This is a genomic window from Fibrobacter sp. UWB12, from assembly GCF_900142485.1.
Taxonomy (GTDB): domain Bacteria; phylum Fibrobacterota; class Fibrobacteria; order Fibrobacterales; family Fibrobacteraceae; genus Fibrobacter.
The window spans coordinates 358,878-382,781 of record NZ_FRAZ01000002.1 but is presented as its reverse complement, the minus strand read 5'-3'; the positions used below and the strand labels follow the sequence as shown (position 1 = coordinate 382,781).

At 47.0% G+C, this 23,904-nt stretch carries 22 protein-coding genes; 13 read left to right on the top strand and 9 right to left on the bottom strand.

All coding sequences use genetic code 11. The features are described 5' to 3' along the window. The first annotated feature begins 12 nt into the window (after positions 1–12). Genes xseB through BUA34_RS04105 form a run of 4 tightly spaced genes read left to right on the top strand, consistent with a single transcriptional unit; the run spans position 13 to position 2,209 of the window. Entirely contained in the window at positions 13–213 is a 201-nt protein-coding gene (gene xseB, locus BUA34_RS04120) for an exodeoxyribonuclease VII small subunit (protein ID WP_072827469.1), read from the top strand. Beyond that, a complete protein-coding gene (locus BUA34_RS04115; protein WP_072827468.1) occupies positions 213–1,037 on the top strand; it encodes an ABC transporter ATP-binding protein in 825 nt (274 codons plus the stop codon). The genes xseB and BUA34_RS04115 overlap by 1 nt, the downstream gene beginning before the upstream one ends. Before the next feature lie 10 nt (positions 1,038–1,047). After that, positions 1,048–1,659, top strand: coding sequence for a hypothetical protein (locus BUA34_RS04110; RefSeq protein ID WP_139255868.1), 612 nt, complete (start codon positions 1,048–1,050; stop codon positions 1,657–1,659). Position 1,660: 1 nt separating this feature from the next. After that, entirely contained in the window at positions 1,661–2,209 is a 549-nt protein-coding gene (locus BUA34_RS04105; RefSeq protein WP_072827466.1) for a hypothetical protein, read from the top strand. 54 nt (positions 2,210–2,263) lie between these two features. On the opposite strand, the gene BUA34_RS04100 is transcribed toward BUA34_RS04105, so the two are convergent. From BUA34_RS04100 to BUA34_RS04085, 4 genes are read right to left on the bottom strand one after another with little or no spacing between them, the layout of a single operon-like run. Further along, on the bottom strand, positions 2,264–2,857 hold the full coding sequence (locus BUA34_RS04100) for an ABC-type transport auxiliary lipoprotein family protein (RefSeq protein ID WP_254794319.1): 594 nt from the start codon (positions 2,855–2,857) through the stop codon (positions 2,264–2,266). 15 nt (positions 2,858–2,872) lie between these two features. Further along, on the bottom strand, positions 2,873–3,754 hold the full coding sequence (locus BUA34_RS04095; RefSeq protein WP_254794318.1) for an MlaD family protein: 882 nt from the start codon (positions 3,752–3,754) through the stop codon (positions 2,873–2,875). Positions 3,755–3,807: 53 nt separating this feature from the next. Then, positions 3,808–4,590 (bottom strand): ABC transporter ATP-binding protein, encoded by a 783-nt coding sequence (locus BUA34_RS04090; RefSeq protein WP_072827464.1) that lies wholly within the window; start codon positions 4,588–4,590, stop codon positions 3,808–3,810. 8 nt (positions 4,591–4,598) lie between these two features. Beyond that, positions 4,599–5,663 carry an ABC transporter permease gene (locus BUA34_RS04085; RefSeq protein WP_072827463.1) on the bottom strand — a complete coding sequence of 355 codons (1,065 nt, stop codon included), beginning with the start codon at positions 5,661–5,663 and terminating at the stop codon, positions 4,599–4,601. 142 nt (positions 5,664–5,805) lie between these two features. On the opposite strand from BUA34_RS04085, the gene BUA34_RS04080 reads away from it, so the two are divergent. The 4 genes from BUA34_RS04080 to BUA34_RS04065 are packed head-to-tail and all read left to right on the top strand — an operon-like array spanning position 5,806 to position 9,149. Beyond that, positions 5,806–7,254, top strand: a complete 1,449-nt coding sequence (locus BUA34_RS04080; protein WP_072827462.1) for a class I SAM-dependent RNA methyltransferase — start codon at positions 5,806–5,808, stop codon at positions 7,252–7,254. Between the two features lie 48 nt (positions 7,255–7,302). Further along, the gene (locus BUA34_RS04075; RefSeq protein WP_072827461.1) at positions 7,303–7,746 is read left to right on the top strand and encodes a hypothetical protein; all 444 of its coding nucleotides are present in this window, start codon (positions 7,303–7,305) and stop codon (positions 7,744–7,746) included. Positions 7,747–7,758: 12 nt separating this feature from the next. Further along, positions 7,759–8,685, top strand: a complete 927-nt coding sequence (locus BUA34_RS04070; protein WP_072827460.1) for a hypothetical protein — start codon at positions 7,759–7,761, stop codon at positions 8,683–8,685. Between the two features lie 38 nt (positions 8,686–8,723). After that, a complete protein-coding gene (locus tag BUA34_RS04065) occupies positions 8,724–9,149 on the top strand; it encodes a hypothetical protein (protein WP_175545419.1) in 426 nt (141 codons plus the stop codon). Positions 9,150–9,409: 260 nt separating this feature from the next. Here the strand turns inward: BUA34_RS04065 and BUA34_RS04060 are convergent, their stop codons facing one another. Then, on the bottom strand, positions 9,410–12,937 hold the full coding sequence (locus BUA34_RS04060) for a TolB family protein (protein WP_072827458.1): 3,528 nt from the start codon (positions 12,935–12,937) through the stop codon (positions 9,410–9,412). A 320-nt stretch (positions 12,938–13,257) separates the two neighbouring features. Further along, positions 13,258–15,228, bottom strand: a complete 1,971-nt coding sequence (locus BUA34_RS04055; protein WP_072827457.1) for a cellulase family glycosylhydrolase — start codon at positions 15,226–15,228, stop codon at positions 13,258–13,260. Positions 15,229–15,554: 326 nt separating this feature from the next. Between BUA34_RS04055 and BUA34_RS04050 the strand changes: the two genes are divergently transcribed. After that, complete coding sequence (locus tag BUA34_RS04050) at positions 15,555–16,817, top strand: nitroreductase family protein (RefSeq protein WP_254794317.1); 1,263 nt, start codon at positions 15,555–15,557, stop codon at positions 16,815–16,817. Between the two features lie 162 nt (positions 16,818–16,979). On the opposite strand, the gene BUA34_RS04045 is transcribed toward BUA34_RS04050, so the two are convergent. Next, a complete protein-coding gene (locus BUA34_RS04045) occupies positions 16,980–17,648 on the bottom strand; it encodes an LrgB family protein (RefSeq protein WP_072827455.1) in 669 nt (222 codons plus the stop codon). Between the two features lie 3 nt (positions 17,649–17,651). Beyond that, entirely contained in the window at positions 17,652–18,008 is a 357-nt protein-coding gene (locus BUA34_RS04040) for a CidA/LrgA family protein (protein WP_072827454.1), read from the bottom strand. Positions 18,009–18,268: 260 nt separating this feature from the next. On the opposite strand from BUA34_RS04040, the gene fmt reads away from it, so the two are divergent. From fmt to BUA34_RS04020, 4 genes are read left to right on the top strand one after another with little or no spacing between them, the layout of a single operon-like run. Further along, positions 18,269–19,192 carry a methionyl-tRNA formyltransferase gene (gene fmt / locus BUA34_RS04035; RefSeq protein ID WP_072827453.1) on the top strand — a complete coding sequence of 308 codons (924 nt, stop codon included), beginning with the start codon at positions 18,269–18,271 and terminating at the stop codon, positions 19,190–19,192. Continuing rightward, positions 19,186–20,442, top strand: coding sequence for a transcription antitermination factor NusB (locus BUA34_RS04030; protein WP_072827452.1), 1,257 nt, complete (start codon positions 19,186–19,188; stop codon positions 20,440–20,442). The genes fmt and BUA34_RS04030 overlap by 7 nt, the downstream gene beginning before the upstream one ends. Then, positions 20,439–21,044 (top strand): hypothetical protein, encoded by a 606-nt coding sequence (locus BUA34_RS04025; protein WP_072827451.1) that lies wholly within the window; start codon positions 20,439–20,441, stop codon positions 21,042–21,044. Before BUA34_RS04030 ends, BUA34_RS04025 begins: the two co-directional genes overlap by 4 nt. Continuing rightward, positions 21,044–22,750, top strand: a complete 1,707-nt coding sequence (locus BUA34_RS04020) for a hypothetical protein (protein WP_072827450.1) — start codon at positions 21,044–21,046, stop codon at positions 22,748–22,750. Before BUA34_RS04025 ends, BUA34_RS04020 begins: the two co-directional genes overlap by 1 nt. Here BUA34_RS04020 and BUA34_RS04015 read toward each other — a convergent pair. Continuing rightward, on the bottom strand, positions 22,747–23,895 hold the full coding sequence (locus BUA34_RS04015) for an A/G-specific adenine glycosylase (RefSeq protein ID WP_072827449.1): 1,149 nt from the start codon (positions 23,893–23,895) through the stop codon (positions 22,747–22,749). The genes BUA34_RS04020 and BUA34_RS04015 overlap by 4 nt on opposite strands. Positions 23,896–23,904 lie beyond the last annotated feature (9 nt).

Genomic DNA, 23,904 nt, shown 5'->3' with positions numbered 1-23,904 from the left:
ATATTCGTGAACATGAGTGAGCAAAATTTTGAATATAAAAACGCAATGGCGCGTTTAGAAGAAATTCTCTCGAAAATCGACAATTCCGAGATGGAAATTGATGAACTTGCTCTGGAGGTTCAAGAGGCTACGCAGCTTTTGCGCAAGTGTCGTCAAATTTTGATTGCGACCGAAAAGAACGTTCAGGATGCTCTTGCCGAGTTGGACTCTTGATGAATATCGAAAAATTTGATAGTAATGTCCCTGCCATCGAGGTAAACGGGCTTACGGTACGGTTCCCGATTCGTGGTGGTGTTTTTAGCAAAGTCAAGGACTATTTTACCGCAGTTGACAATGTGTCTTTTATGCTTCCGCAGGGGAAAATTCTTTCTATTGTGGGGGAATCGGGCTGTGGAAAATCGACTCTCGTAAAATCTTTAGTAGGGCTTGTGCCCGTTGCTAAGGGTAGTGTTAATTTGTTCGGACTGCCGGTGAATGGCGGAAAAGTGGGCTCGGCTAAGGATGCTGTCCGAGTTTCGGACTTGGTGCAGATGATTTTTCAGGATCCGTTCAGTAGCTTGAACCCGCGTCAGACGGTAACGGAAATTTTGACCGCTCCCGTTATTGCTCGAGGAGTCTCGTTCGATGAAGCCTGCAAGCGTGCTCGGGAACTTTTGGAACGTGTTTCGCTCCCGGCTGGTGCAATGGACAAGTTCCCGCATGAGTTTTCGGGCGGCCAGCGCCAGCGCCTTTGCATTGCGCGTAGCTTGATGGTGCGCCCGAAGGTGTTGCTCTGTGACGAAGTGACGAGCGCATTGGACGTGTCCGTGCAGGCTCAAATTTTGCATTTGCTCGACGATTTGCGTAATGAACTAGGACTCTCCATCCTATTTATCAGTCACGATATGCAAGTGGTTCGCGCTTTGAGCGACGAAGTCTTGGTGATGTATTTTGGCCACGCCGTAGAACACGGCCCCGCCGATGAAGTCCTCACGAACCCGCAAAACGATTACACGAAAAAATTGCTAGCCAGCGTACCCACGATACATAGAGGGTAAGTCTGGAAAAATGGAAAATACAATGAAAACAAATAAAATAAGCGAATTCTTAATTCGAATAACTCTTGCTGTCTTTGTGGGGGTTACTCTGGGTATATGTGATCAAGGCAATGGAAAATTGTCGAATCTTGAAATAATGGCCGGTGGACTGAAATATGATGGCGATGGTTTTACGCTTTATCCGTCTCGGTTTGTTGTGCATTATGAAAGTGGGGATTTTACTTATAAGATCCAAGCAGATGATAAAAACGTTGTTGAACAATTGATCAGGACTATAAAGAATGTTGAAAAAACGCAGTTGCCAGAATGGCCGACTATTCAGCGTAAAATAATGCTTTGTAATGGTGATGAATGTAATGATACTTTGATCTTGAACGTTCAGAAAGACGATACTCTTTCTGTAGTTGCTGCTATAGGTGGGGAACACTTTGATTTAGTTCAATATTTTGCAGATAATTCCATAACATTAACTCGGATTATACTAATTGTGGTTTCTACATGTTCTGTATGGGGCGGCATTTTAGTTGGATTGACTGGCTTTATAATGCAACGCAAAAAAAGAAAAAAGCAAAAGGATATTCCTGTCTATTCTGCATCTAGAAATAGTGAAGAGGGGGTGTAAAATGTCGTTTGATCTTGAAAAAGAAACCGCAAAGTATCGTGAGCAAAGAAAAAAGATTTTCACTAAAGAAAATAACGATGAAAATTCCATGACCGAAACAACACCGGTGGAACAGGAATCAAATGCTTACTATCCGTATTCTGATATGTTTATGTGGTCTGCGTTTTTTGGAGGACCGATTGTTTGTTATTTGGCTCATTTATCGGATTTAAAAAATACAAGTAAATCGTTCTTTTGGTATGTTTTTGGTGTCTGTTTTATACCACGTGGTGCCTTTAAGTTTGCGGATAAGTTTATTGAACAATCTATGGCAGGCTTTACAGTAAATGCTTCGTATATAGAATCTAGGTTTTATTTGTATTGCCTTGCGGAATTGGCTCTTGTTCTCTTTTATAATCTTTTTGTCGCGTTGATTGCGGCAAGTCGATTTAAACAAGTATGCCCTTACTGTGATATTGATAAATATGATGAGCATGAAAAGAAAGGCGTCATTGCAGGATGTATTCTTTGGCTCCTCATGAATGTAATTATGATCTTTTTTATTAAGTAAAAACATTGCAAAAAAAATGGCGGGCAATGCCCGCCTTTTTCTATGACGTAAAAGTCACTTCACATTTGCAATATTCGAAAGTGCGTCCTGCATGTACTTGGCGTAAAGCTTCGAGAGCGCTTCGGCGGCAGAATGCGCGTCGCGCTTGTTCATGCTTTGGCGTTCGTCGTAGCGCTTTTCCCACAGCGGAGTATCTTCACCGACCTTACGGAATGTGAGCTGCACAGCGAGGTGAGCGTCTTGCGAGCTGCCTTCGTCAATTTCTTCAATCGCATCGACATTGCCCAAGAGTTCAAAATTCGGCTTGCCCATCGGCTTTAAATCAACGGACTTGAAGAGGTTGCTCTTGACTAAATATTCGCCTGTCACTTGCGTGAGCATTTGCTCAGGGCGCGTTGCCCACAAATCCAGATCGTAGAACATAAAGTCATAAGGCGATTCGCGATAGACAATGTTGCTGCGCTGGTAAGCCGGATCAATCGTAAACTTGCGGACGTGAATGCGGGTGTCACTTGTAGTACCCGATGTCGAAATCGATTCTGCAGAAATAGTGTAATAGCGGGACGGTTCCGTCGATCCTCCGAGGCAACCCGTGAGCGTGAATGCCGAAAGGAGGGCGGCGACAGCCAACAAACGATTTGCTTTCATAATCAATTCTCCTTCTTAACGACCGCTCTTGCCTTCGGTGCGGATGAGTGCGGACGGGTTATTCTTAATCTTCTGGGTAAATTCTTCGAGGTTTTCAAGAATCGTATTGAGTTCTTCCACTGCGTTCCCGACCTGGTCTTCGTTCTTGTAAACCATGGCGTCAACACGCTGTGTGAGTTTGTTCATGGATTCTGCCGTCTGCATTAGGTTCTCGTTCAAACCCTTGGTGTCGATGGCTTCGAGCTTTTCCCTAAGCACAGTGAGGTTTGTGTCGGCCTTGGCGGCGAGTTTTGCCTCTTCGATTTCGGCAAGAATCTTTTGCAAAGAAACGGCAGACTTGCTCATGGTGTTGAGCGGCTTTCTAATATCGGCGGTCAAGTTGCTCAAGTTTTCGGTCGTCTTTTCGAGGTTCTTGAGCGTGCGCGAAATGCTTTCTGCGTTTTCCGGATTCAGCACACGGGCAAGTCCGTCTACAATCGGATTCGCCTTGTTAAAAATGTCGCCCATCTGTCCTGTAATTTGGTCGAACATCGAAGCTGCTGCTGGAACGTAACCGCCTTCGGGAACGTTAGGTTCGCTGAAGGTGCCGCCAGAAAGAATGACTTGCTTTTCACCGGTAAGGTTCATGCCTGCGGTTAGCCCTGCTCGAGTTCCTTTCTTGATAGGCGTTCCTTGTGTGACCTTGAATGCAACGACAACTTGATTCAAGTTTTGTTCGTTAATCGTGATGCTTGTGACGCTACCGACGGAGATACCGTTCAACTTCACCTTGGCGTCGACGAAAAGTCCATTTACGTCCGTGTCGAAAATGGTGTAGTAGTTGTCGAACTGCTCGCTCAGGTAACGCTTGAGCACATAGCCTAGGAATATGCAAATCAATACTCCGCAAAAGAGCATGAATGCGCCTAGTTTAATTCTTTCGGATCGGGTGGTTTCCATATATCTTCAACTCAATCAATAAATTCAAAGTTGTAAAAGTCCGTGGCATTGTTTTCTTTGGGACATTGCCTGTTAAAGAAATGCCTGAGAATCGGGTCGTCTGATTCCATGCCTTCTTTGAGCGTCGCATCCTTCAAAACGTATCCGTCCTTGAGGTAAACGAATCGGTCGCAGACGATTTTAATGCTTTCCAGTTCGTGGCTCACAATCACCATCGAAACGCCGAGCGTGTCGCGCAGTTCGAGGAGCAGCTCGTCGAGCGAACGGGCGGTCACCGGGTCGAGGCCTGTGGACGGTTCATCGCAGAACAGGAGTTCTGGCTTGAGAGCTATCGCGCGGGCAAGGGCTGCACGCTTCTTCATACCGCCAGAAATTTCGCCGGGGTACTTGTGGAACGCGTGGAGCAAGTGAACTTTTTCAAGACGGTCGGCGACAATCGCTTCCATCTGGCTCTTGGGCATGTAGGGCATGCTACGCTTGAGCGGGAGCATCGCGTTTTCGGCAACGGTCAAGTCCGCAAGTAGTGCGCCACTCTGGAACAAGACTCCAGTACGCATGCGGGTATCGCTGTCGAGACCATCCTTGGGACCAAATGACTTTCCGAAGTACGTAATCGTGCCTTCGTCCGACTTGATGAACTTGAGCACGTTGTTTAGGAGCGTCGATTTGCCGCAACCGGAACTGCCGAGCACCATGCGAATTTCGCCCTTCTTGACGCCGAACGAAATATCCTTGAGGATTGTTTCGTTCCCGTAGCTCGCTTTCAAATGGTCAACTTTTAGAATTTCGTCCATATTGACCTCTAGTAGAAAATGAAGGCGAAAAGGGTGTCAGAAATCACGATGGTACAAATGGCTGCCACAACGCTTGACGTAGTCGCTTTACCGACTGCTTCTGCGCCGCCATGGGCGTTCAAGCCCTTGTTGCAAGCGATGAGCGTTACAATCCAGCCAAACACGAGTGCCTTGATGGTGCTCTTGAGGAAGGTCATCGGGTCGATGCCGTCGCGGAGCCCCATCATGTAATTCGAGAAGGAAATATCGCAGAAGAAATACGCAATGAGGAATCCGGCAAAACTACCGACGATGGATGCGCTAAACGAGAGGATCGGTGTCGTGACACTTAACGCAATGAATCGCGGGACAACAAGGTACTGCACCGGTGGGATGGCCATGGACTTTAACGCCTTGACTTCTTCGCAAACGCTCATGTTTGCAATTTCTGCCGCCATGGCACTGCCGGAACGCCCGGCCAAAATAATCGTTGTAAGGAGCGGGCCGATTTCTGCAAAAATAAGGAACCCAAGCCCCGAAGCGAGGTAAGAACCGCCGCCCACAGCATTCAACATCACTGAACTCTGCAAGGCCATCGTAAGGCAGATAAGCCCCACGAACAAGAAGCAAATTCCCATGGCTTCGCTGCCCGACTTGAACATCTGCTTGGTAATCCCGCCAAAGTGGATTTTACCCTTGTCAAACGGACCGATAACCGTCCAGTAAATGGACATGAACAGGAGCTTGAGAACTTCGAACGTTTCTCGGATGAGCATGAACCCGATGTTACCCATCATTTCGAGAACATTATTTGTCTCGCGTTGAGGTCTTTCGGGCGGCTCCATCTTGCGGAGGTTCTGCAAGTGTTGCTTGATTTCCGGGGAAAAGTGGGCGAGGACAAGCTTGTTGCCCGTCTTTTCGGAAAGTTCCGCTAAAAGTGCAAAAAAGGCATCGGCGCTGTAGTCCATAGAGGTCAGGCTTGATCCGTCAAGATAAAGCTCCCCTTTGGAGAGAGCACTCCTGCAATTAGAGAGCAGCCTTTTGCTGTTCGCCGCAGTCAGTGCGCTAGGCAAAACTATCGATGTCGTTTCCATTGGGCGACAATTTAGAAAATTTTAAAACATGGCTGTGCTAAATCAACCCCGTTTTCTTTCAGGAATGTTGAAATTTCGGCTAAAAACGCAAAAATCGGAGATGAATGGATGTGCTCGTTAAACATTTTCTATTTTTACATTCATGGCAGATTTCCGCAGAAACAACCGCTTTAAGGGCAATGGTAGCTCGTTTAAAGGCCCGCGCTTGAACCGCAATAATGACCGCCGAGATTTTAGTCGAGAACCACGTGGTGGTGAATGTTTGACACTGCGCATCGAAAAGATGGTGCAGGGCGGTGAAGGCATGGCGCGTTTGGATGACGGTCGAGTGTGCTTTGTGGCGGGGGCGCTCCCGGGTGAACTCTGCAAAGTGCAACTCACATTCCAAAAGAAAGATTTTACCAAAGGCCGCGTTGTCGAAGTTCTGGAAGCTAGTCCTGATCGTGTGAAGCCGCGTTGTCCGCTGTACGGCAAGTGTGGCGGTTGTAGCCTGCAACATCTAGCCTCCGAAAAGCAAGCGGAGTATCTGGAAATGGTCGAACGCGAAAATTTTAAGCGCCTCGCTCATGCGGAATTGCCCGAAGATTTTGTCATCCATACGGGGAACGCCTGGGGTTATAGGAACCGTGCTCGAGTTGTATTTTGCGGTGGTTCTAATCGCGGCGCAGTCCCAGAAAATCGCGGCGCAAGTTCGTCGAATCGTGAAGGTTCTGCAAAACGAGCTGTCTTTGGATTCCGTGGCGAAGAAAGCAACAACATTGTCCCGTTCGAAAATTGCCCTGTGCTCACGGACGGTTTGAATAAATTTTTACGTGGACCTGCCGCGGCACTTCTTGCGGGCGATTCCAAACGCAATTCCGGCGATTCTTTCATTCGCAATCCGAGCGGTCGTCGCGATATCGATGTGAACATTTTCGATAACGGTGCGGGCGAGGTTTCGTTTTACTACCCCGGAATGCACAAGTCCGAATTCGACGCTCATGCCATAAGCATCGTTGAAATTGGCGGCCGCAAAATCGAAGCGGATGCCTCCGTGTTTTTCCAAAGCAACTTGGGCCTTTTGCCGAAGCTTGTCGATGCGGTGCGCAAGGCGGTCGATGAAGGTCTTGCAAGCGGTAAGGCAACGAACGATTGGCTAATTGACTTGTTTAGCGGTGTCGGATTCTTTGCTTGCATTTTGCAGGACAAGTTCAAAAAGATTACGACCGTCGAACGTGAAGATGGTTGCTTAAAACATGCAAAGGTTAATTTGTCTGTTACAGCGGCGTCCTCCAAAGATCCTGCGGCATCTCGTGCCTCTGAAATTGAAAATGTCTCGGCCCCTGCCGAAGATTGGCTCGTTGAAAACGTTGTAGACATGCCTGCAACCCTCATCGTGGACCCTCCGCGAACGGGACTCCCCAAAGAAGCCCTTTCTGCCATCGTCAAAAGCTCCGTGAACCGCCTGATTTACGTTTCTTGCGACCCCGTGACCCTTGCTCGTGACTATGCCAAGTTCGCCGAGGCCGGTTTTACGCTTTCCCATGCCGAAGGCTTCGCTTTTTACCCTCAAACACCCCATCTTGAAATGATGTTTGTACTTGACAGATAGTTTTTTGCTATTTTAAAAAGTGCTGTTGGGAAAAAATAGAGGGATACAATGAAAAACTCAAAAAAAGTCATGATGCTTGCAACACTTGCATTGGGTGCGATGTTTGCTGGCTGTTCTAAACCTGAACCCGTCATCGCTTGCGGCCGTGAGTGGAATCCGGCTGTGAATATTGTTGCGGATACCGGTAGCGTGTTCCGCATGGCCGACGAGCTCATCGTTCAAGTTCGTTATGGTACAGGATTTGACTTTAATGAACTGAAAATTGCGTTCTACGAAGGTACGCTTCAAAACAAGGGGCCGCAAATTTGGGAACACAAGGCTCGAGTTACAAGCAGGCTTGATTCCTACACGCTCGAAGGGCGTTCTCGTCGCGGAGGCTATGCAACAGCTCGCGAAATGACGAAACTCAAGGCTCCTGGAACGGTTGTGATTGAAGTCTCGTCCGAAAACGGCCTGATTGCTACAAAACAGCTTTCTATTGTCAATCAATAATTGGTTAATTTGATGAATAAAATAAAATTCTTGAGTGGAATGTTTGTCGCTGCAATGCTTACCGCTTGCGGTGAATCTGAAGTTACTGTTGATTATAAATTAAGCTCTCCAGTTACATTGGAACTGTATACCGAAAGTTATTATGCGACTTTGGACCTGAAGGGCGAAGAAAAAATGGGAACGATTACGGCAACGTATGCGGACTTGAATTACTCATCCAAGGGCGATACGATGCTTGTCAAGCGTAACTATGTAATCGACAAGTCTCGTGGATATCTCAAGAATTTTATGCCCACAGAACTTGCTTGGCGCATCAAGGAAGTAAATCTTTCGGCTGTTGACCGCAATGTGACGAATCTCACAGGGATTGACGACGGCTACGATACATTGCTTGCCCATATCCCGATGCCTTCTCGTTGGCGTGACCAGCTGTTGAATCCCGAGTACAAGCCGCATCTCAAGCGCTTGGAAAAGCACCGTTGGGAAATGGACCATTTGCTCAAGGGTGTGGTACCGGTCAAGGGTAATGTAACTGAACTCCTTAAGCAGCAGGGACGCCTCAATTTCGCGCTCATCAAGATTGACTCCGTGGTGACAAAGGGCTTTACGAACCGCGACCACCGCAAGTGCTTGGACTACGTAGTCTACTTGCAAGAAAGCGAAAGCTTCCCGTATTTCGTTTGGGAACAGCATGTGGGTAGTAAGATTGTTCCTGATAAGTTCAAGTCTTACACTGCTGGTCTCAAGGGCGATTATCGCACCGAGTTCGAAGTCATGATTGAACCAGAAACGGGACTTCCTTGTCAGGAACGTGAAGTCAAGGTCGGAACGCACACGATGATACATCCTGAAACAAAGGATTCTGTCACGTTTACGAGCCATGTGACGCACGAAAGACTTTACAACATCAAGCGTGAAGTGGCCGAACCCGCCGAGTAAATTTTTGTACTTTGAATAGCATGCGAATTTACCCTCTATTGCTTCTTCCCTTAGCCTGCAATTTCATTGGCTGCGCAACTCATGTGTCGTCTCAACAGACGATGGCCGATGACCGTAATCTTGTTTACGAGGATACGTACAAAGCGTATCGCGAGGCCGAAGAAAAATATTTGAACTTATTGTTCAATATCGAACGCATGCCCGAAGAAGAAGAACTTTGGGTTCTCAAGCGAGAACGGATGCTGGAACTCATGCAGCTTAAGGAATTGATGCTGAACGCTCGTGTAGAACTCGATGGTGCGATCCAAGAATGGGAGCGTCATTTGCTCGATGTTCAGGCCGAAGTCAAGTCGCGTGAAATCAAAAAGCTCAATCCGAATTTCAAAGGTCGAGATGCCGAACGCACAAGCCCCGGCCAACTCCTCCCCGGCGAAGCCAAGAAAACCCCAAGCTTCAACTACTAAACATTAAAAAAGGCGGCCTCAGCCGCCTTTCGCTTATAGAAGTCTAGAATTGCATACACAGTTATAATTGCAGATACGTTTTATAATGCAATAAGCGTCGGCCAAGGTATTTCCTTCGCAGTAGCGTGCAAAACGAGTGTTGCGACGGGCTGCTTGCAGACCGGCATAACCGAGTGAAGCCGCTGACGCCGTTAGGCGTCAACTCTGAGCTGGGGCCCCGCCCGCATGAAGTACTATTTTGATTTATAATTGGCAATTTTTTATTGCCATGAGTTCAAAAATCCCATCCCAATGGAAAACTTGATTCTTGTCGGGCGGAGCACCTTGGGCAAGAACGTCAAGTGAATCGGATCCAACTTCCATCCGCCATGCAAATCGCTGTCTTCGCCAATGCGGTCAAGCCCGCGGGCAAACGTGAGCGAAATATCCATAGGAATACTTCCCCAAATCTTGTTGCTCATGCGGAAACTTAAACCCACAGAACGGTCCCAGAATCCATGCTTTGTAAACTTGTCTGTAAAGAAGTCTCCATTCCAAGCGGCACCGATTTGCGAGAACACATCAACATAAAGACTATGCGTTGTGAATATCCAAAGATTGTGCCTCCAGTCATCGTAAATGGGGTAGAGGTAATGGAGTTCGGCAATTGCCGTTTTGGTTCCGGATAGAGCGTAGTCTTCGTTACTGCGCAAGTAGGGGTAACCATCGAGGAATACCGTCGTATAGAAGTACGAATCTAATGTGTCACTTACATCGTCCGTATTCCAGTTGATGATGCTTGAAATTTTTCCGCCAGCGGCAAGGCGTGCACCCAAGAGCGGAGTCTGCAAACTTCCGTACAAGTTAAGTCCAACTTGATGAGTCGTGAAGTTTCTGTAATGAGTTTTGATTTGACCTTCTGGTGTAACATAGAGGGCGCCTGGTCGGCTGAGGTCGCTGTTGGCGTATTGGTAATAAACGAGTAGTCCGTTTCCTTGCCCCGAAATTCCAGAGCCTCCTTCGCCTTCGTGGTCTCCGAAAAGTCCGAATCCGACTGTGGCGCTGAATCGTTTGTTGTATGTCCATTCAATGGTGTCGTCGTAAAAGTTTACGTTCGACCAATCGTAACTGATGGCGGCTTGCAGTGTGTCGATGCTCTTGAAAATGCTATAGCCTGCGGTTCCTGTAACGGCTTGCGTTGCAAAGGCATAATTGCTCGTTTTGATGCTGTCGCCTTTGTTTGCACCAACATCTTCGACACGGATTGTATCCTTGTTGGTGTAGTTTGCATAGCTGTAAGAAAGTCCAAGATCAATAGGTGTGCTGCGGTTGTCCCATGCAATAAAGAATTCCTTTTCTTGTCGGGGATTGAGCCCATCACCATTGATGTAGTCAAGACCTTTCCCGAGTTCGAGTAATAATCCCAATTGCACGGTGTTTTTCTTGAGTGCATCGCTAATGACAACGGCAAGCCCAATTTTTGCTTTGACTTCACCATCGCCGAAAACGGTCAAACTAGGAGCGTTTTCGCTAAAGCTTAATATAGGGACGAATAGCGGAATGTTGGGGATTGGTTTGTAGTTGCGTTCGGCACCTGCAAATTCGCGGTCGACCAGCTCGAGTTCCTTGTGAATCTTTTGCGGGAGCGTTCCGTGCAATATGATTTCGCGTTGCGTTGTATCTATGACGGCAACTTTGATGGTATCGCGAACTTCAATCTGTTTCACGTCTTTGAGCAGAACAATTTTGGGAACGGTGCAACTTGCGGAATCTGATGTATTTGCTGTTGCTACGGGTTTTGTTGTATCTGCGATATTCGCCGTATCGGAACATGCGACTTGAACGGTGTCGATAGTTTGTATAACACTATCGCGAGTCGAGACAACTATACTATCGCGGTAAACAGGTTCAGCTTCTTTCTTGTAGGGCAACTTGTAAAGCGAGAAACCGTCCTTGTCGTACTGCGTAAAGAAAATCGTGTCGCCAGAGAGTGTCGGTGTGAATGCGCCACCAACGACGTTTGTCAAGGCGCGTTCCTTGCCTGTGTTCAAGTCTTTTTCGATCAAGTTGAAAATGCTGTTTCTGTTGCTTGCGAAAATGATTTTGTCGTTATCGAGCCATGCCACATCACGTTCATCATAACCTGTTGTGCTTACGATTTTGTAGTTCGCACCGTTCGTGTCGATAACCGCAATTCCGCGCTGTGCATCATCAAAGAAACTGAACGCAATGCGCTTTCCGTCTGGGCTGAACTTGGGACTGTAAATGTTGTAGTAAAGGCGCGAAGAATCGGGCTTGAAAATATCAATGGGTTCTTCGGAGGTGATGTTTTTCAAGTCGCTCTTAAACGGAACTTTGCTCAATACAAATCTTGTGCTGAATGGTTCTCGTCTAACGAATACAATCTCCGTTCCTTGCTTGTTGAAAGACGGGTAGACTGCATCGGCGAGATAGGTGAGTGTTGCTAGATTCTTGTTCGTGTCGCTTAACGCGATGTCAAAGTGTGCGTGGCCATCCTTATCGCGATTCTGGTAGCTGATGTAGGCGAGGATGGGGCCGTGCGTACTGTCGTCGAAAACGTCAATACCCTTGTCGAACCAAGGCTTTTTCGCTTTGAATCCGGACTTTGCAAAATCTCCGATGTTGATGAGGCTGCTGTCTGCTCCTTCGACTTCGATATCGCCAATCTCGACCTTCGAGGAATCTTGAGTCTTGTTGACCTTCGTGGAATCCGCGACTTTCGCAGTATCCTCACTCGTCTTCAGCGTGTCTTCCAGCGGAATTTTAAAAACGCTTCCGTCAAACCACGGGCCGCCAAAATTCGATACACCATAAATGTTCTTGCCGCTCACGACAGGAAAATCTTGCCAGAATGCATCCTTTGTAATTTTGATACCTTCGACTAATGTACCAAGAGAATCTTTTTGTGCTTTGTAATGTTCTGTGATTTCCTTTTTCCAGGCGTCATAAAGTTGCTGTTCAGAAATGCCTAAAACCTTCTTGATTGCGCCATTGAGCGTGGCGCGGTACGGCTTTCCGAGTTCTTTCCAAATATTCGGGATGGCTTCGTCACCATAGTGCTTTGCGATGTAGAGCACGAGCGAAAAACCTTGCGTGTAGGGCCCGAGTTCGGCAAGGAGCGAGTTGTCCGAAAATTCGTGCATGTAGGGGAGCGTCAATAGGCTATCGTTCAGTGCTGCTGTGCGGAGGAGCATGTCACGGTGCGTATCCCAAGCATCAAATCCCATGCGGGATGATTCGTATTGTGCGGTTCCTTCTGCAAACCAAAGCGGCTGCAACGTGAACGGAATCATGGAAATAAAGTCTGTTCGCGTGCGTTCGTTATAGTAGTCCGAAAAACCGAATTGAATGCCGTAAAGGTTCGGAAATGTTTTGCTTCCGCTTTCGATGCTCACGAGATGGCTAAATTCATGCGTGACCACATCCGAAATCCAGCCGTGGCTGCTGCGAATTTTAAAGTCCCAGTTGGTGAGCCAAAGATTGATGGCGTTTTCGCTCGGGATGGCACTGCCGTTGCTGTAAAGGGCGTTGTTCAAAACTGCGCTCACGCGGCCCGGAAGTGCTTTGTGATAACGGCATGTTACGGAATCGTAAACGGCTTCGGCGTAGGCAGAAACCTTTGCGGCGTGCGTGGAATATTCCATCGGGTAGATGAACTGGAAATGTTCCGTGCCGGCGGTTTTCCATTTAATATCGCTTTGATTGCCGTAAAATCCAGCTGCGTTTGCTGTTCCCGCTAAAAACAATGCGGAACAGACTGCCCAAATGCTCTTAATCTTAAACTTCATAATGGTAATTTAGAAAATGACGCATAAATAAAAAACCGCATGATTGCTCATGCGGCTTAATTTGGAGGAGATGAGGATTGTTATTGTTGTTCTATAAAAATACGTAATATAGTTCTCCCAACGATTTCGTAAAAACTGGGTTTGTGTGCATGACTGTATCAACCGTACTTATTTTGCATATGTTTTTGTTACAAAAAGTTATGCAGTCTACTTATAATTTTTTGCCTTGACCTTTAATTCAAAATTGTTAATTCTGAATTACAAAAAAAAGCTGCGCATTGCTGCGCAGCTTTGAGCTTGTTGGGGTTTAAGGAGGAAATTTATTTTCCGACGCCGAGAGCCTTATCGAGACCTTCGATCAACTTGCCGTTTTCAATCACGGAGAAGTTGCCGGTGTAGCCCCAGTGCGTCCAAGGAATCTGGAGCGTATCGCAGATTTCGCGCATGGCCGTGAGGTAGTTGAGGCGAGATTCTGCAGTAGAGCGGAGGTTCAATGCGCCGAATTCGTTGATAATCACCGGTACGTTGTTGGTGGCGGCCCACTTCTTGGCCTTGAGAATCTGTTCCAAAATGGCTTCCTTGCTGCCGGTCTTGTAGTAGTTCTTGATGTTGGTCTTCACGTAGGACTTTGTGCTCTTGTTGACACCGAAGTCGCCAGAAACCGTAGACCACTTTGCCGGATCGTAGGGGAACGGAAGGTCGTGAATCGTGGCGTAGTCGGTCCAAGAACCACCCTGATGCGTGAAGGCGAACGGTTCGTAGGTGTGGATTACGTAGATGATGTTGTCATCGGTGAACGGAGTGCGCTTGGCAAGGAGCGTGATGGAGTACCACTGGGCATCACCGAAGAGGATGGTGTGCTTCGTGTCAACCGTGCGGATGGCGTCAATCATGGCCTGGGCTGCAACGGTCCACTGGGCTGCGGTAACCTTTCCATTGCTCATGTCCGGTTCGTTCAAAAGTTCAAAGAACAAGTCTTCGCGAGTATTTTCAGCATAGTGGGCGGCCACATGCTTCCACGTTTCTGCCATCATCTTGATATAGTTCGTGTCCTTGGCGCTTGTGGTGTTGTAGCTATTGTCATATTCGTGATAATCAATTACGAAAGACATGTTGTGCTTGGCGGTCCATTCTACGAAGGAGTCGAGGACCATGAACAATGTGTCGTCATCGAATTTGAGTTCTGCATCGGTGCCTTTTACGAATGCATCGCGGTTCGTGGCGTACAGGTCGAGGTCAATCGGCAAGCGGAGGCTCTTGAAGCCGTTTTCGGCAAGAATCTGAACGTCTTTTTCGCCCAATTCAAAAGACTTGAACTTGCCATCGGCATTTTCGAGCCAGTTGGTAAAGTTGACGCCCTTGTTGAGGTACTTCATAGCTTTGGCTTGGAGCGGGTTTGTCACCGTAATTTCAGCTTCTGTGAAGGTTACGTTCGGAATGACTGGATCCTTGATTTCCATATCCGGCTGATCTTTTTCAACTTCAGTAGAATCTTGCAAGTAAATGTTGTCTATAAAGAGAGAGTCTGTAACAGCCTTGGTCTTGTTGCCTTTAGCCTGGAAGCTGATGGCGCTGATGTGCTTTGCGTCAAATGCCACTTCTTTGCCCCAGCCGCCTTGGACTAAGTCTTTGAAGCGGATGACGGCTTGTTTCCAAGTTCTAGAAGCTGCGACTTTAGCGAGATGCACGTCGTAGTCTTTGACATCGGAAATTTCAATGTGGACTTCGTGGGCGCCGCCCTTGTACCAGTATGTAATCCCGCCAAAGCGTCCGTTGGCACTGTCCGGTGCGACCTGAACGCCCCAGCCCACATACGGCTCGTATTCGTATTCGCCCCTGTCAAGCGTGTAGTTGACTTGCAATGCGAAATTGGAACCGTTGTTGACACGGCCCGGGATGATATTTTCTTCGGTGTTGAGCGGGGTTGTAATGATGGATGCGCCGCCGTTGTCGTTATCGTTGTAAGTGTACCAGTAATCGAAAATACTCAGGTTGTCGCCGTCTTCAAAGTCATCGACCAAGACGCCGAGCCCTTGCGGGAGTGTGATGGGGCCTTCGGCAGGGAGTGTTGACGGATCAACCACCGTGGCAGAACTGGATGTCGGGTCAATTACGGCATCGCTAGAGGTTGGATCGATGGTGCTGCTGGAACCCGGAACCGGGTTTTCCGTGCCTGCGCCCGGGTTATTCGCGAACTGCATGTTGGAGTTGTCGTCGCTGCAGGCGGTTAGTGCCATTGCTGTTGCGATTCCGAGAACACTTAATGATGTGGAAAATTTCTTGAACTGCATAAAGCCTCTTGAGGGTTTTCATTTTCTTCATAAAAAAATATAAAGGACATATAACTATATAAAAGAGAAAAACGGAGATGGCAAAAATAACTGTATTAAGTGTTTTGCCTAAAATTCCTTTTTTTTGTACAAAATACGTTGGAAAAACTTTCATTTAACTGACATGGTTCGCTTGACATGTAATAAACTTTTTATCTTTTGGCCGGATGCGCTATTTCTCAGAAATTTATCACGAATCGACTCAGTACATTCCTCATGGAAGTGGGGATCCGGTCATAATGCACTGGGAAAAACAAGCGTATGCTGATAAACGTTATGATGGGTGCATGAGGTACCCTCTCACGGCTGGATTTATGCCTCTTTTGGCACCGATTTCGGCAGATTATTTGGATCCTGTTGGTGTTTATGCCATAACGCATAATACAGAAGTTCCCGATGGCGTCTATTATGTTGATCGCGATGATTCCAAACTTGTAAAACTGGGTGGTGAGGATGTTCGTAAGGCTATCCTTTCTGCGTTCCCAGAACAAGAGTTTGTAACTGAAGCACAAACGATTTTTCTTTATACGGGGATTCTTGAACGGGCTGTTTGGCGTTTCCGCGAAGCCGCGTACCGGCAAGTGCAAATGGATGTTGGCTCGGCATGTGCGAATACGATTCTTCTTGCAAAGTCGAGAGGGCAAAAGGTATTCACACTTGGTGGCTTTGTCGATGATTCTATAGCGGTTGCGCTCAAGTTTGGTGCTACGGAAATGCCGATGGCGGCTATTGCCATTTTCCCTGAAAAAAGCATGGTTGCTTTCAATTCCGTCGATGATGGTGTCGGTGAATTAGCTTATTCGAACCATGCCGAAATGAATGCCTACGTGGGCGAAGGCGAAAATAGTGTCGATATCTCGCGCTATCCGTCGCGATTCTTGTTGCAGAATCATCTCGAAAATATTGATGATTTGAACCTTTGTATGAAGGTGCGCCGCTTGAATGCTCAAGCGTTGCCCGGTGATGAATTTCCGCTTACGCCTTCGAAATTCACGAACGAATACTATTTGCGCGAACTTTGGTATTTGCGTGCTGACCGTAAAATAAAGGCCCCGTTTGCTCACGGAACACTTGATTTGGACGATTTCTCTTCGCTGTTACGTTGGTTGGAACTGGCTCAAATCAATGCTTTTGGCGCAGGGCTTATCAAAATTTGGGTTGTCGTTTTTGATGTGATGTTCGTGTATGCGGGCGTGTACCGCTATATTCCGGTACGCAAGTCCATTTATATGCAAAATGGTTCTGCAAATCCGAAAAGATTTGTCAAGTGCTTTGCTGTTCCCGAACAAGTTCAAAATGCCATGTTTGCGGTGGTGCTGACTTCTAACTTGAACGAGTCTTGCAATGTGCTTGGCAACCGAGGCTACCGCTACATGAACTTGAATGCTGGCGTACTTACGGAATCGCTATACGTTTCAGCGCGCTTGCTTAACAAGACTGCTCGTGAAGAACATTTCTTTTACCATGACGAATTGAAAAAGCTTCTAGATATTCCAGAAGCTGAAAGCATAATCTCGACTGTCCTAATCGGAAAAAATCAAGTGAAATAGCTGCTTTGAATCGCCCGCGCTTCGTCATCCTGAGGAGCGAAGCGACGATATAGAATTGTTGGCAATTTATTGCCTTACAATTCTTAGGTTCGAAGGAACAGGATCCATTATTTCTCGCTTTTACATTGTCACCCCGGACAAGTGCCGGGGCACCATCTTGTTTTACCCGAACACTTTAAGCAGTACAGGTGTCACGAATACGGTCATCACACCCGCCACACCAATTGATAAACTGCTCATTGCTCCTTGAACTTCTCCGATTTCCATTGCTTTGGTCGTTCCGAGTGCATGGCTTGCAGTTCCAATGGCAACGCCTTGTGCCACAGGATTTTTGATACGGAAAAATCTGCAAACGAGCGGTGCCGTGACAGCTCCCGTGATTCCTGTAATGACAATCGAAACAATCGTAATGGACGGAATACCGCCAATTTGCTCGGATACAACGGAACCCATCGGAATGGTTATTGATTTTGGAATGAGCGAAAGCATCAACGTTTTGCTCAAGTTGAAAACCTTGGCGCAGGCAATAACGCAAACGATGCTCGTGATGCAACCCACGAAAATCCCCGCTAAAATCGGCAACCAATTGCTCTTTAGCGCCTGAATGTGTCTGTACAAAGGAACAGCAAGTAAAACCGTTACAGGTCCGAGGAAAAACGAAATATAATCACCACCGACTTTGTATGTATCATAGCTGATGCCCGTGATGGTCAAAAATCCGATAATGAGAATTGTTGCAATCAGAATGGGATTAAGGAGTGGGTTTCGCCATTTGTTGCGGATGGAAACCCCGATTTCATAAGCGATAATGGTAAGAATGATGCCGAACATAAACTAGTCTTTATTTTTTGATTTTTTGTTCAACAGTTGTACGGTCCAGCCTGTTGCAGCCATAGTGATGACCGTAATGGCTATGCAGAGAAATAACAGCAACGGCCACTCACTTTTAACGTCGTCGCCAACGAGCATCAATCCAATTGCTGGCGGTAAAAAGAAGAATGCAAGCCGCTTTAAAAAGAAATCGCTAATCTCGCGAATTTGCTCCAATTTGACAATCTTTAGGCAAAGCAAAAGAAGTAGGATGAGCATCCCGAGAATGTTGCCGGGCACGGGAATTCCCGTGAAATCGTGAATTAAGTCGCCTGCGTAGCAAATCCCTAAAATCAGGGCGAGTTGTAAAAGAATTCGCATGCGCGCAAAGATAGAAAATAAGGGCTCACGCCAAAGGTGTTTTTTTTAATGCAAAAAGTAGATTATGCGGGCGGGGCCCCAGCTCGGAGTTGCGAAGGCCGCACGGGCCCCTCCCTGCACCCTCCCCATCCTTGGCCGACGCTTTTATTCTCTCAACGATTTGTTTCTGTTTCTATAGTTATTTAAACTTCTCGCTTATACTAGAGCAAGTGCTTTTTATATAAGACTTGAAATGCTTTCTAATAGTTATATTTTACGATATGAAAATTGTATTTATGGGAACGCCGGAATTTGCGGCTCATTTCTTGGAGCATTTAATTGCTTCCGATAACGAAGTTTTAGCGGTTGTCACACAACCAGATCGTCCTGCAGGCCGTGGCCGTGTGCTCACGCCTCCACCTGTCAAGGTAACTGCCTTGAACCATAATTTGCCGGTGTTACAGCCGACCGATTTGAAGTCCCCCGAATTTGAAGCGGATCTCCGCAAGTACGATGCCGATTTGTATGTCGTCGTGGCGTATTCCATCTTGCCCAAGAACATTCTGGGCATCACGAAGTTTGGTGCCGTGAACGTTCACGGCAGTTTGCTCCCGAAGTACCGCGGCGCTGCTCCGGTGCAGCGTGCCATTGCCGATGGCCTCGAGGAAACGGGTGTGACCGTTTTCCGCCTGGACGAAAAGATGGATCATGGTCCAATCCTTGCCCAACGCACTGTTGTAATTGACCATCAGGATACGACCGCGAGCTTGCTCGACAAGATGGTTGTTCCGGGCTGCGATGCTTTGGACGATGCTATTAGTCAACTCAAGAATGGCTGCGAAAAGGATTTGACGCAAGATCATGCTCAGGCTAGTGGAGCTCCGAAAATCAAGAAAGAAGAAGGTTTGATTGACTTCAATCTTCCGGCTCTCACGATTCACAACCGCATTCGTGCGTTCAACCCGTGGCCGGGTGGATATGGAAAGCTCGGTGGCCGCATGGTGTATCTCCGCCAGACGGATACTCCTGAAAATGGTCCGAAGCTTGCGCCGGGCGTTGTTGAGTTTAAGGACAACCGCCTCTTCGTCGGAACGGGCGATGGCGTTCTTGAAGTGCTTGAAATTCAGGCCGAAGGTAAAAAGCCTATGCCTGTAGCAGACTTTATGCGTGGAATCCAAAAGCGCGAGGGACTTCAATTTTGCTAACAGAACGTGAAGATGCCTTTCGAGTCCTTTTGCTTTGGCAAAAAGACGGCTCGTTTATCAAGGAAAGTGGACTTTCTCCATTTGCGATGGAACTTGCTTTAGGCGTTTGCCGCAGGCATTTGTACCTCGAATATTTTGTAAAGTCGCTTACGAAGAAAATGCCGTCGCGTGAAGCCTGCGTGATTCTTGAAATGGGCCTCTTCCAGATGTTCTTTATGGATGTGCCGGATTATGCGGCCATCAATGCTAGTGTGGAACTGGCGAAGTCTGCAAATCTTGGCGAAAGCACGGCGCGACTCGTGAATGCTGTGCTTCGCACGGCTCGCCGTCAAGGCGTGCCCACGCTGCCTCCGCAGCGTGTCCGCCGCGTAAGCGTCGAAAATTCTGTTCCCGAATGGCTTGTACGTCGCTGGTTCGACGTTTACGGCGGCGACCATGCCGAAGCGTTGGCTAAAGCAACGCTTGAACGTCCAACCGAATGGATTCGCGTGAACTTGCAAAAGACGAGCGCTCCGGTGCTTGCCGAAAAACTCGGTATCACGGGTTCTTCGATTCTGTACGATCGCTACATCGAAGTTCCGCGAGATGTTGGCGTTAAGTTGTTGCTTGCAACGCCTGAATTTGTGAACGGTCTTTTCTCGTTCCAGAATCCGTCTGCTTTTGAAGTCGTGAAACTCTTGGACTTGAAGCCGGGATTGAAAGTGTGGGATGCTTGTGCCGCTCCTGGCGGCAAGACCGCTCTCATGGCTGAAATGGATGGCTCGCTTGAAATTCTCGCGAGCGATTCGTCCGCTTCGCGTCTCGAAAAAATGCAAGACCTGATGACCCGCTTAGGCCTTACGAACATCAAAACCGAAACCATTGATCTCGACGCAGTCCCGCAAGCCCCCATGGCTTCTCGTCTCTCATCTGAGGCGAAGTTTGACCGCATCCTTCTCGATGTTCCTTGTAGCAACATGGGCGTTATCGCTCGTCGTCCGGAATCCGTTTATCGCATAACTCCTGAATCCATCAACGAAATTGCTGAATTGCAATTCAAGATTCTAGAAAATGCGTCTACCGCACTCGCATCTGGCGGTCGCCTTGTGTATGCCACGTGCAGCCCCGATCCGACGGAAACAACACGCGTTATCGCACGTTTCCTAAAAGCGCATCCTGAATTTGTAAAAGTGGGTGAATCTGTTTTGCCTGGTCTCAAAGATTCTCGTTTAGATGGCTTTTTTGCGCAAGCTTTGGAATACAAAAAATGAAAAAACTCATTACGATTCTAGCATTAGGACTGGCGTCGATTTTGCATGCAGGGGAGGACTCGTTCGCGTTTAGAAACGATTCTCTTGCTGTTGCAAACGATATCTCGTTTTCACATTTGTCCGTATTTCTCGAAGGCGGCGAAATTTACCCGATGGGCGATTTGATGGACGCTGTCAAAAATACGTTATATGGTGGAGTCGGAATTCACTACACTTATTGGGAAAACGTTGATGGAATTGTGATGTTCCAATACGCCTATTTCAAACCGAGAACGGATATTTATTACTATGGCGTTCATCAGTTTATGGGCCGCGTTGGTGCTGATTGGAAGTGGAAAACTATCCAGCCGGTAGTTCTTGGTGCAGGATTTTCTTGCAGTTGGACACGTGCCGATGCCGAAGAAACCTTTGCAAATAAGCGCGGAGGAACGTTGACGGATAATGAAACTGAGTTCGGTTGGTATGCAAGAATAAGTTTGCCTGTATTCAAGTATAAAGAATACCGCGCCGGATTCCACGTTATGTGGGAACAGCTTTGGACTCTTCCCAAACGTTCTAATATGCTTTACGCTGGCCTCACTTTTGAAAGGAGTATTTGGTAATGAACTCCTTATTGAATAAAATAATATCTGTATTTGCCGTTTCTGCAGGTGTTGCTTTTGCTTCAATCGATCCAGAAATGGAAGGTATGGAAGTTGTCTCTCGTGACGATGGAACGTTTTTGGTAGGCTCTCCGACGTTCTATTTTGATCGTGCTCTTGGTGCTGGCGGTATTCATTCCGAAAGTGAAATTTGGACACCCCGTAAATTGCGTTATCGCCAACTTTTTAATCGTTTGTCTATTTTGCCAAGCTGGGATCCTATTGAAACTCCTTCTGTTTGGATGAAAACCGGTAATGAAGTGGGTGATTTAATTTATCAGGATTTCTTGACGGAGCCAAGTGAACGACCCGGCAATAGAACTCCGATTTTGGAAGCCGGCGTGCGAACACCGCTGTGGCATGGTCTTTGGGCAACATTCCGCTTGTTCCAAGATGATCATTACAGTACCAGAATGGTTGATTATCGAAGAAGTTCTGTCGATGGAACGTTCTCGTTCTTTGGTGAAAACTGGCCCATGTTCAGTTCTGCTTACGGTGGACTTGGGTTTACGAACGATTTTATAAATGCTTCTGTGCTTGCCGGAATGGAGTACATTTGGCTCTTTACAGAAAGTTCCAGATGGATTCCTGTGCATTATAAGCCGCGTGTCGAATCTCGTGCCGATTTTTGGAATTTCTCTACAACGTTTGTTTTTGAAAATGCAGAATATCAGGATAAACGCAAAAAAGAATCTGGTGAACGCCATGAGGTAAATGGCTCTATTCTTTACAATTGTGGTGAAAACTGCAAACGTGGAATGCTTCAGCTTTCTGCTGGTTTGGCCTTCCGTTTTCTTGATGATGATGGCGTTGTATATACAGGGCTGATGGATAATCGCGTACTGTGGCCGTTCCTCGAAATGCGCGTTCGCCCGATGGATCAACTCAAGTTTGATGTAATGTTTGGTGTCAATGATAGAGATTGGCTTGTGCAAGACAGTGTTGAATATCGCGTGCCCGTTCTTGAAAAAATGCATGTGACTGTCGGTGGAAAAAATATTGCAGGTACGCGCCTCAATCCGCTTGCCGATACTTATGAGTATTTTGATGGCGATACAATTTCGCTTACTGCAAGTGGCCGAATGAATTTGTTGCAGGCTTATGTTGGCGTTGAAGATTCTCTTACGGATTTCTTTGGCGTTGGATTCCGTGGCAGTTTTTGGGCTGAATATGGTGCAGAAACATTTGATACAAAGGAATATGTGGAAGACGGCCGTTATACGTTCCGCCATGGCGATGTTGCTCGAATCAATTCCTGGATTAAGGGCGTAACGGGTGAGTTTTGGCTGAAACTTTGGTACAAGGACTTGCTTAAGTTTACAACGCTTACGGGCTTTGAACGCATTGATGGTAAAGAAAAACGTTTCGAAGTGAATCCGTCTGAATTTTTTGTTTCATTTAATGCTGATTGGCTTATTAAAAAGACTTTCCGTATTTCCCATTCACTACGCTATAGGAGCGATGCCGAGTGGAACCTTCGTTCTGTAGACCCGTTTATTGTAAAAGGGGACTGGTATTGGGACGTTACGTTTGAACAGCGTTTCCCGAAATGGGGAATTACTTTAGCTGGCTCGATTATTCAGGCTATTGGTGATGAAGTTGTCGAAACACCTAATGGCAATTATAGCCGAGTTCGTTTCTTCTGCACTGCAAAGAAAGCGTTTTAATTAAATATTTTCTTCAAAGCTTTTAAGCTAAAGCTATTCGCGAAGGTCTCAAAGGCTTTCGCTTTTTCTATCCATTCAAATGCAACTGGCTTGTTGCTATTCGCATTCAATTTCGGTAAATGCGCTGCTTTTGCTGTTGTTGAAAGTTGCACATGCAATACATCACATTCGATTTTGTGAACTGTGATGTTGTGGCGGAATGTTCCGCAATGTTTTAGCGATTTGACTTCATCGGCGTTGATGTATTCTTCTGCTTTAGCGGGGAGTGCAACAGTTGCGTGGCGAGCGCTTTCAAAATGGGGGAGTGCAAGTTGACCATCTAAGAACTTTTGGCCACCATTTACGGCGAGGATTTTTTCATCGGCGCTTTCAACGATGAGTACGGTCCCGTGCCAACTTTTTTCGGTGCGCTTTTTGGCGGGCGGAAATTCTGCGGCTCGTCCATCAGCAAACGCTTTACATTCCTTGTTAATCGGGCATTTATCGCAAAGCGGGGATTTTATTTTGCAAATGGTTCGCCCCAGTTCCATTAGCGCTTCGTTGTGCATATACGCCTTTGGTGAATCTGCTACCTCCCGCGCATATTCCCAATAAATCTCTGCGCAGTTTTTTTCTGTCGGCAAAAAATCAAGCTCATAAAGCCTGCTAAAAATCCTAACGAGATTCCCGTCTAAAATCGCTTCACGCTTGTGATATGCAAGGCTTAGAATTGCCCCTGCAGTGTATGCGCCAATGCCCGGCAACGCTTCAAGTTCCTTGCGAGTCTCCGGCAATTGAACGATGAACTCGTTTTCTACGTCATTGCGAGATCCCTTACAGGGGGCGTGGCAATCTCTATGTGTGTTAACAACAATTTTTGCGGTTTTCAGTATATTCCTTGCACGACTGTAATATCCAAGTCCTTGCCAGTACTTGAATACCTCGGCTTCATCTGCTTTTGCAAGAGTTTCTATATCCGGGAATCGTTTCATCCAGCGGATAAAATAATCCTTGACTGTCGAAACTTGCGTTTGCTGGAGCATCGTTTCGCTGATCCATACGGCATACGCATCACGCGGCGCATCCAAATCTGCAAGCCTCCACGGCAATTCTGCCGCGTTTGCCCTGAACCACTCGCGCAAACGTTTCAAAGAATCTGGAGTCATTAGTTGTTA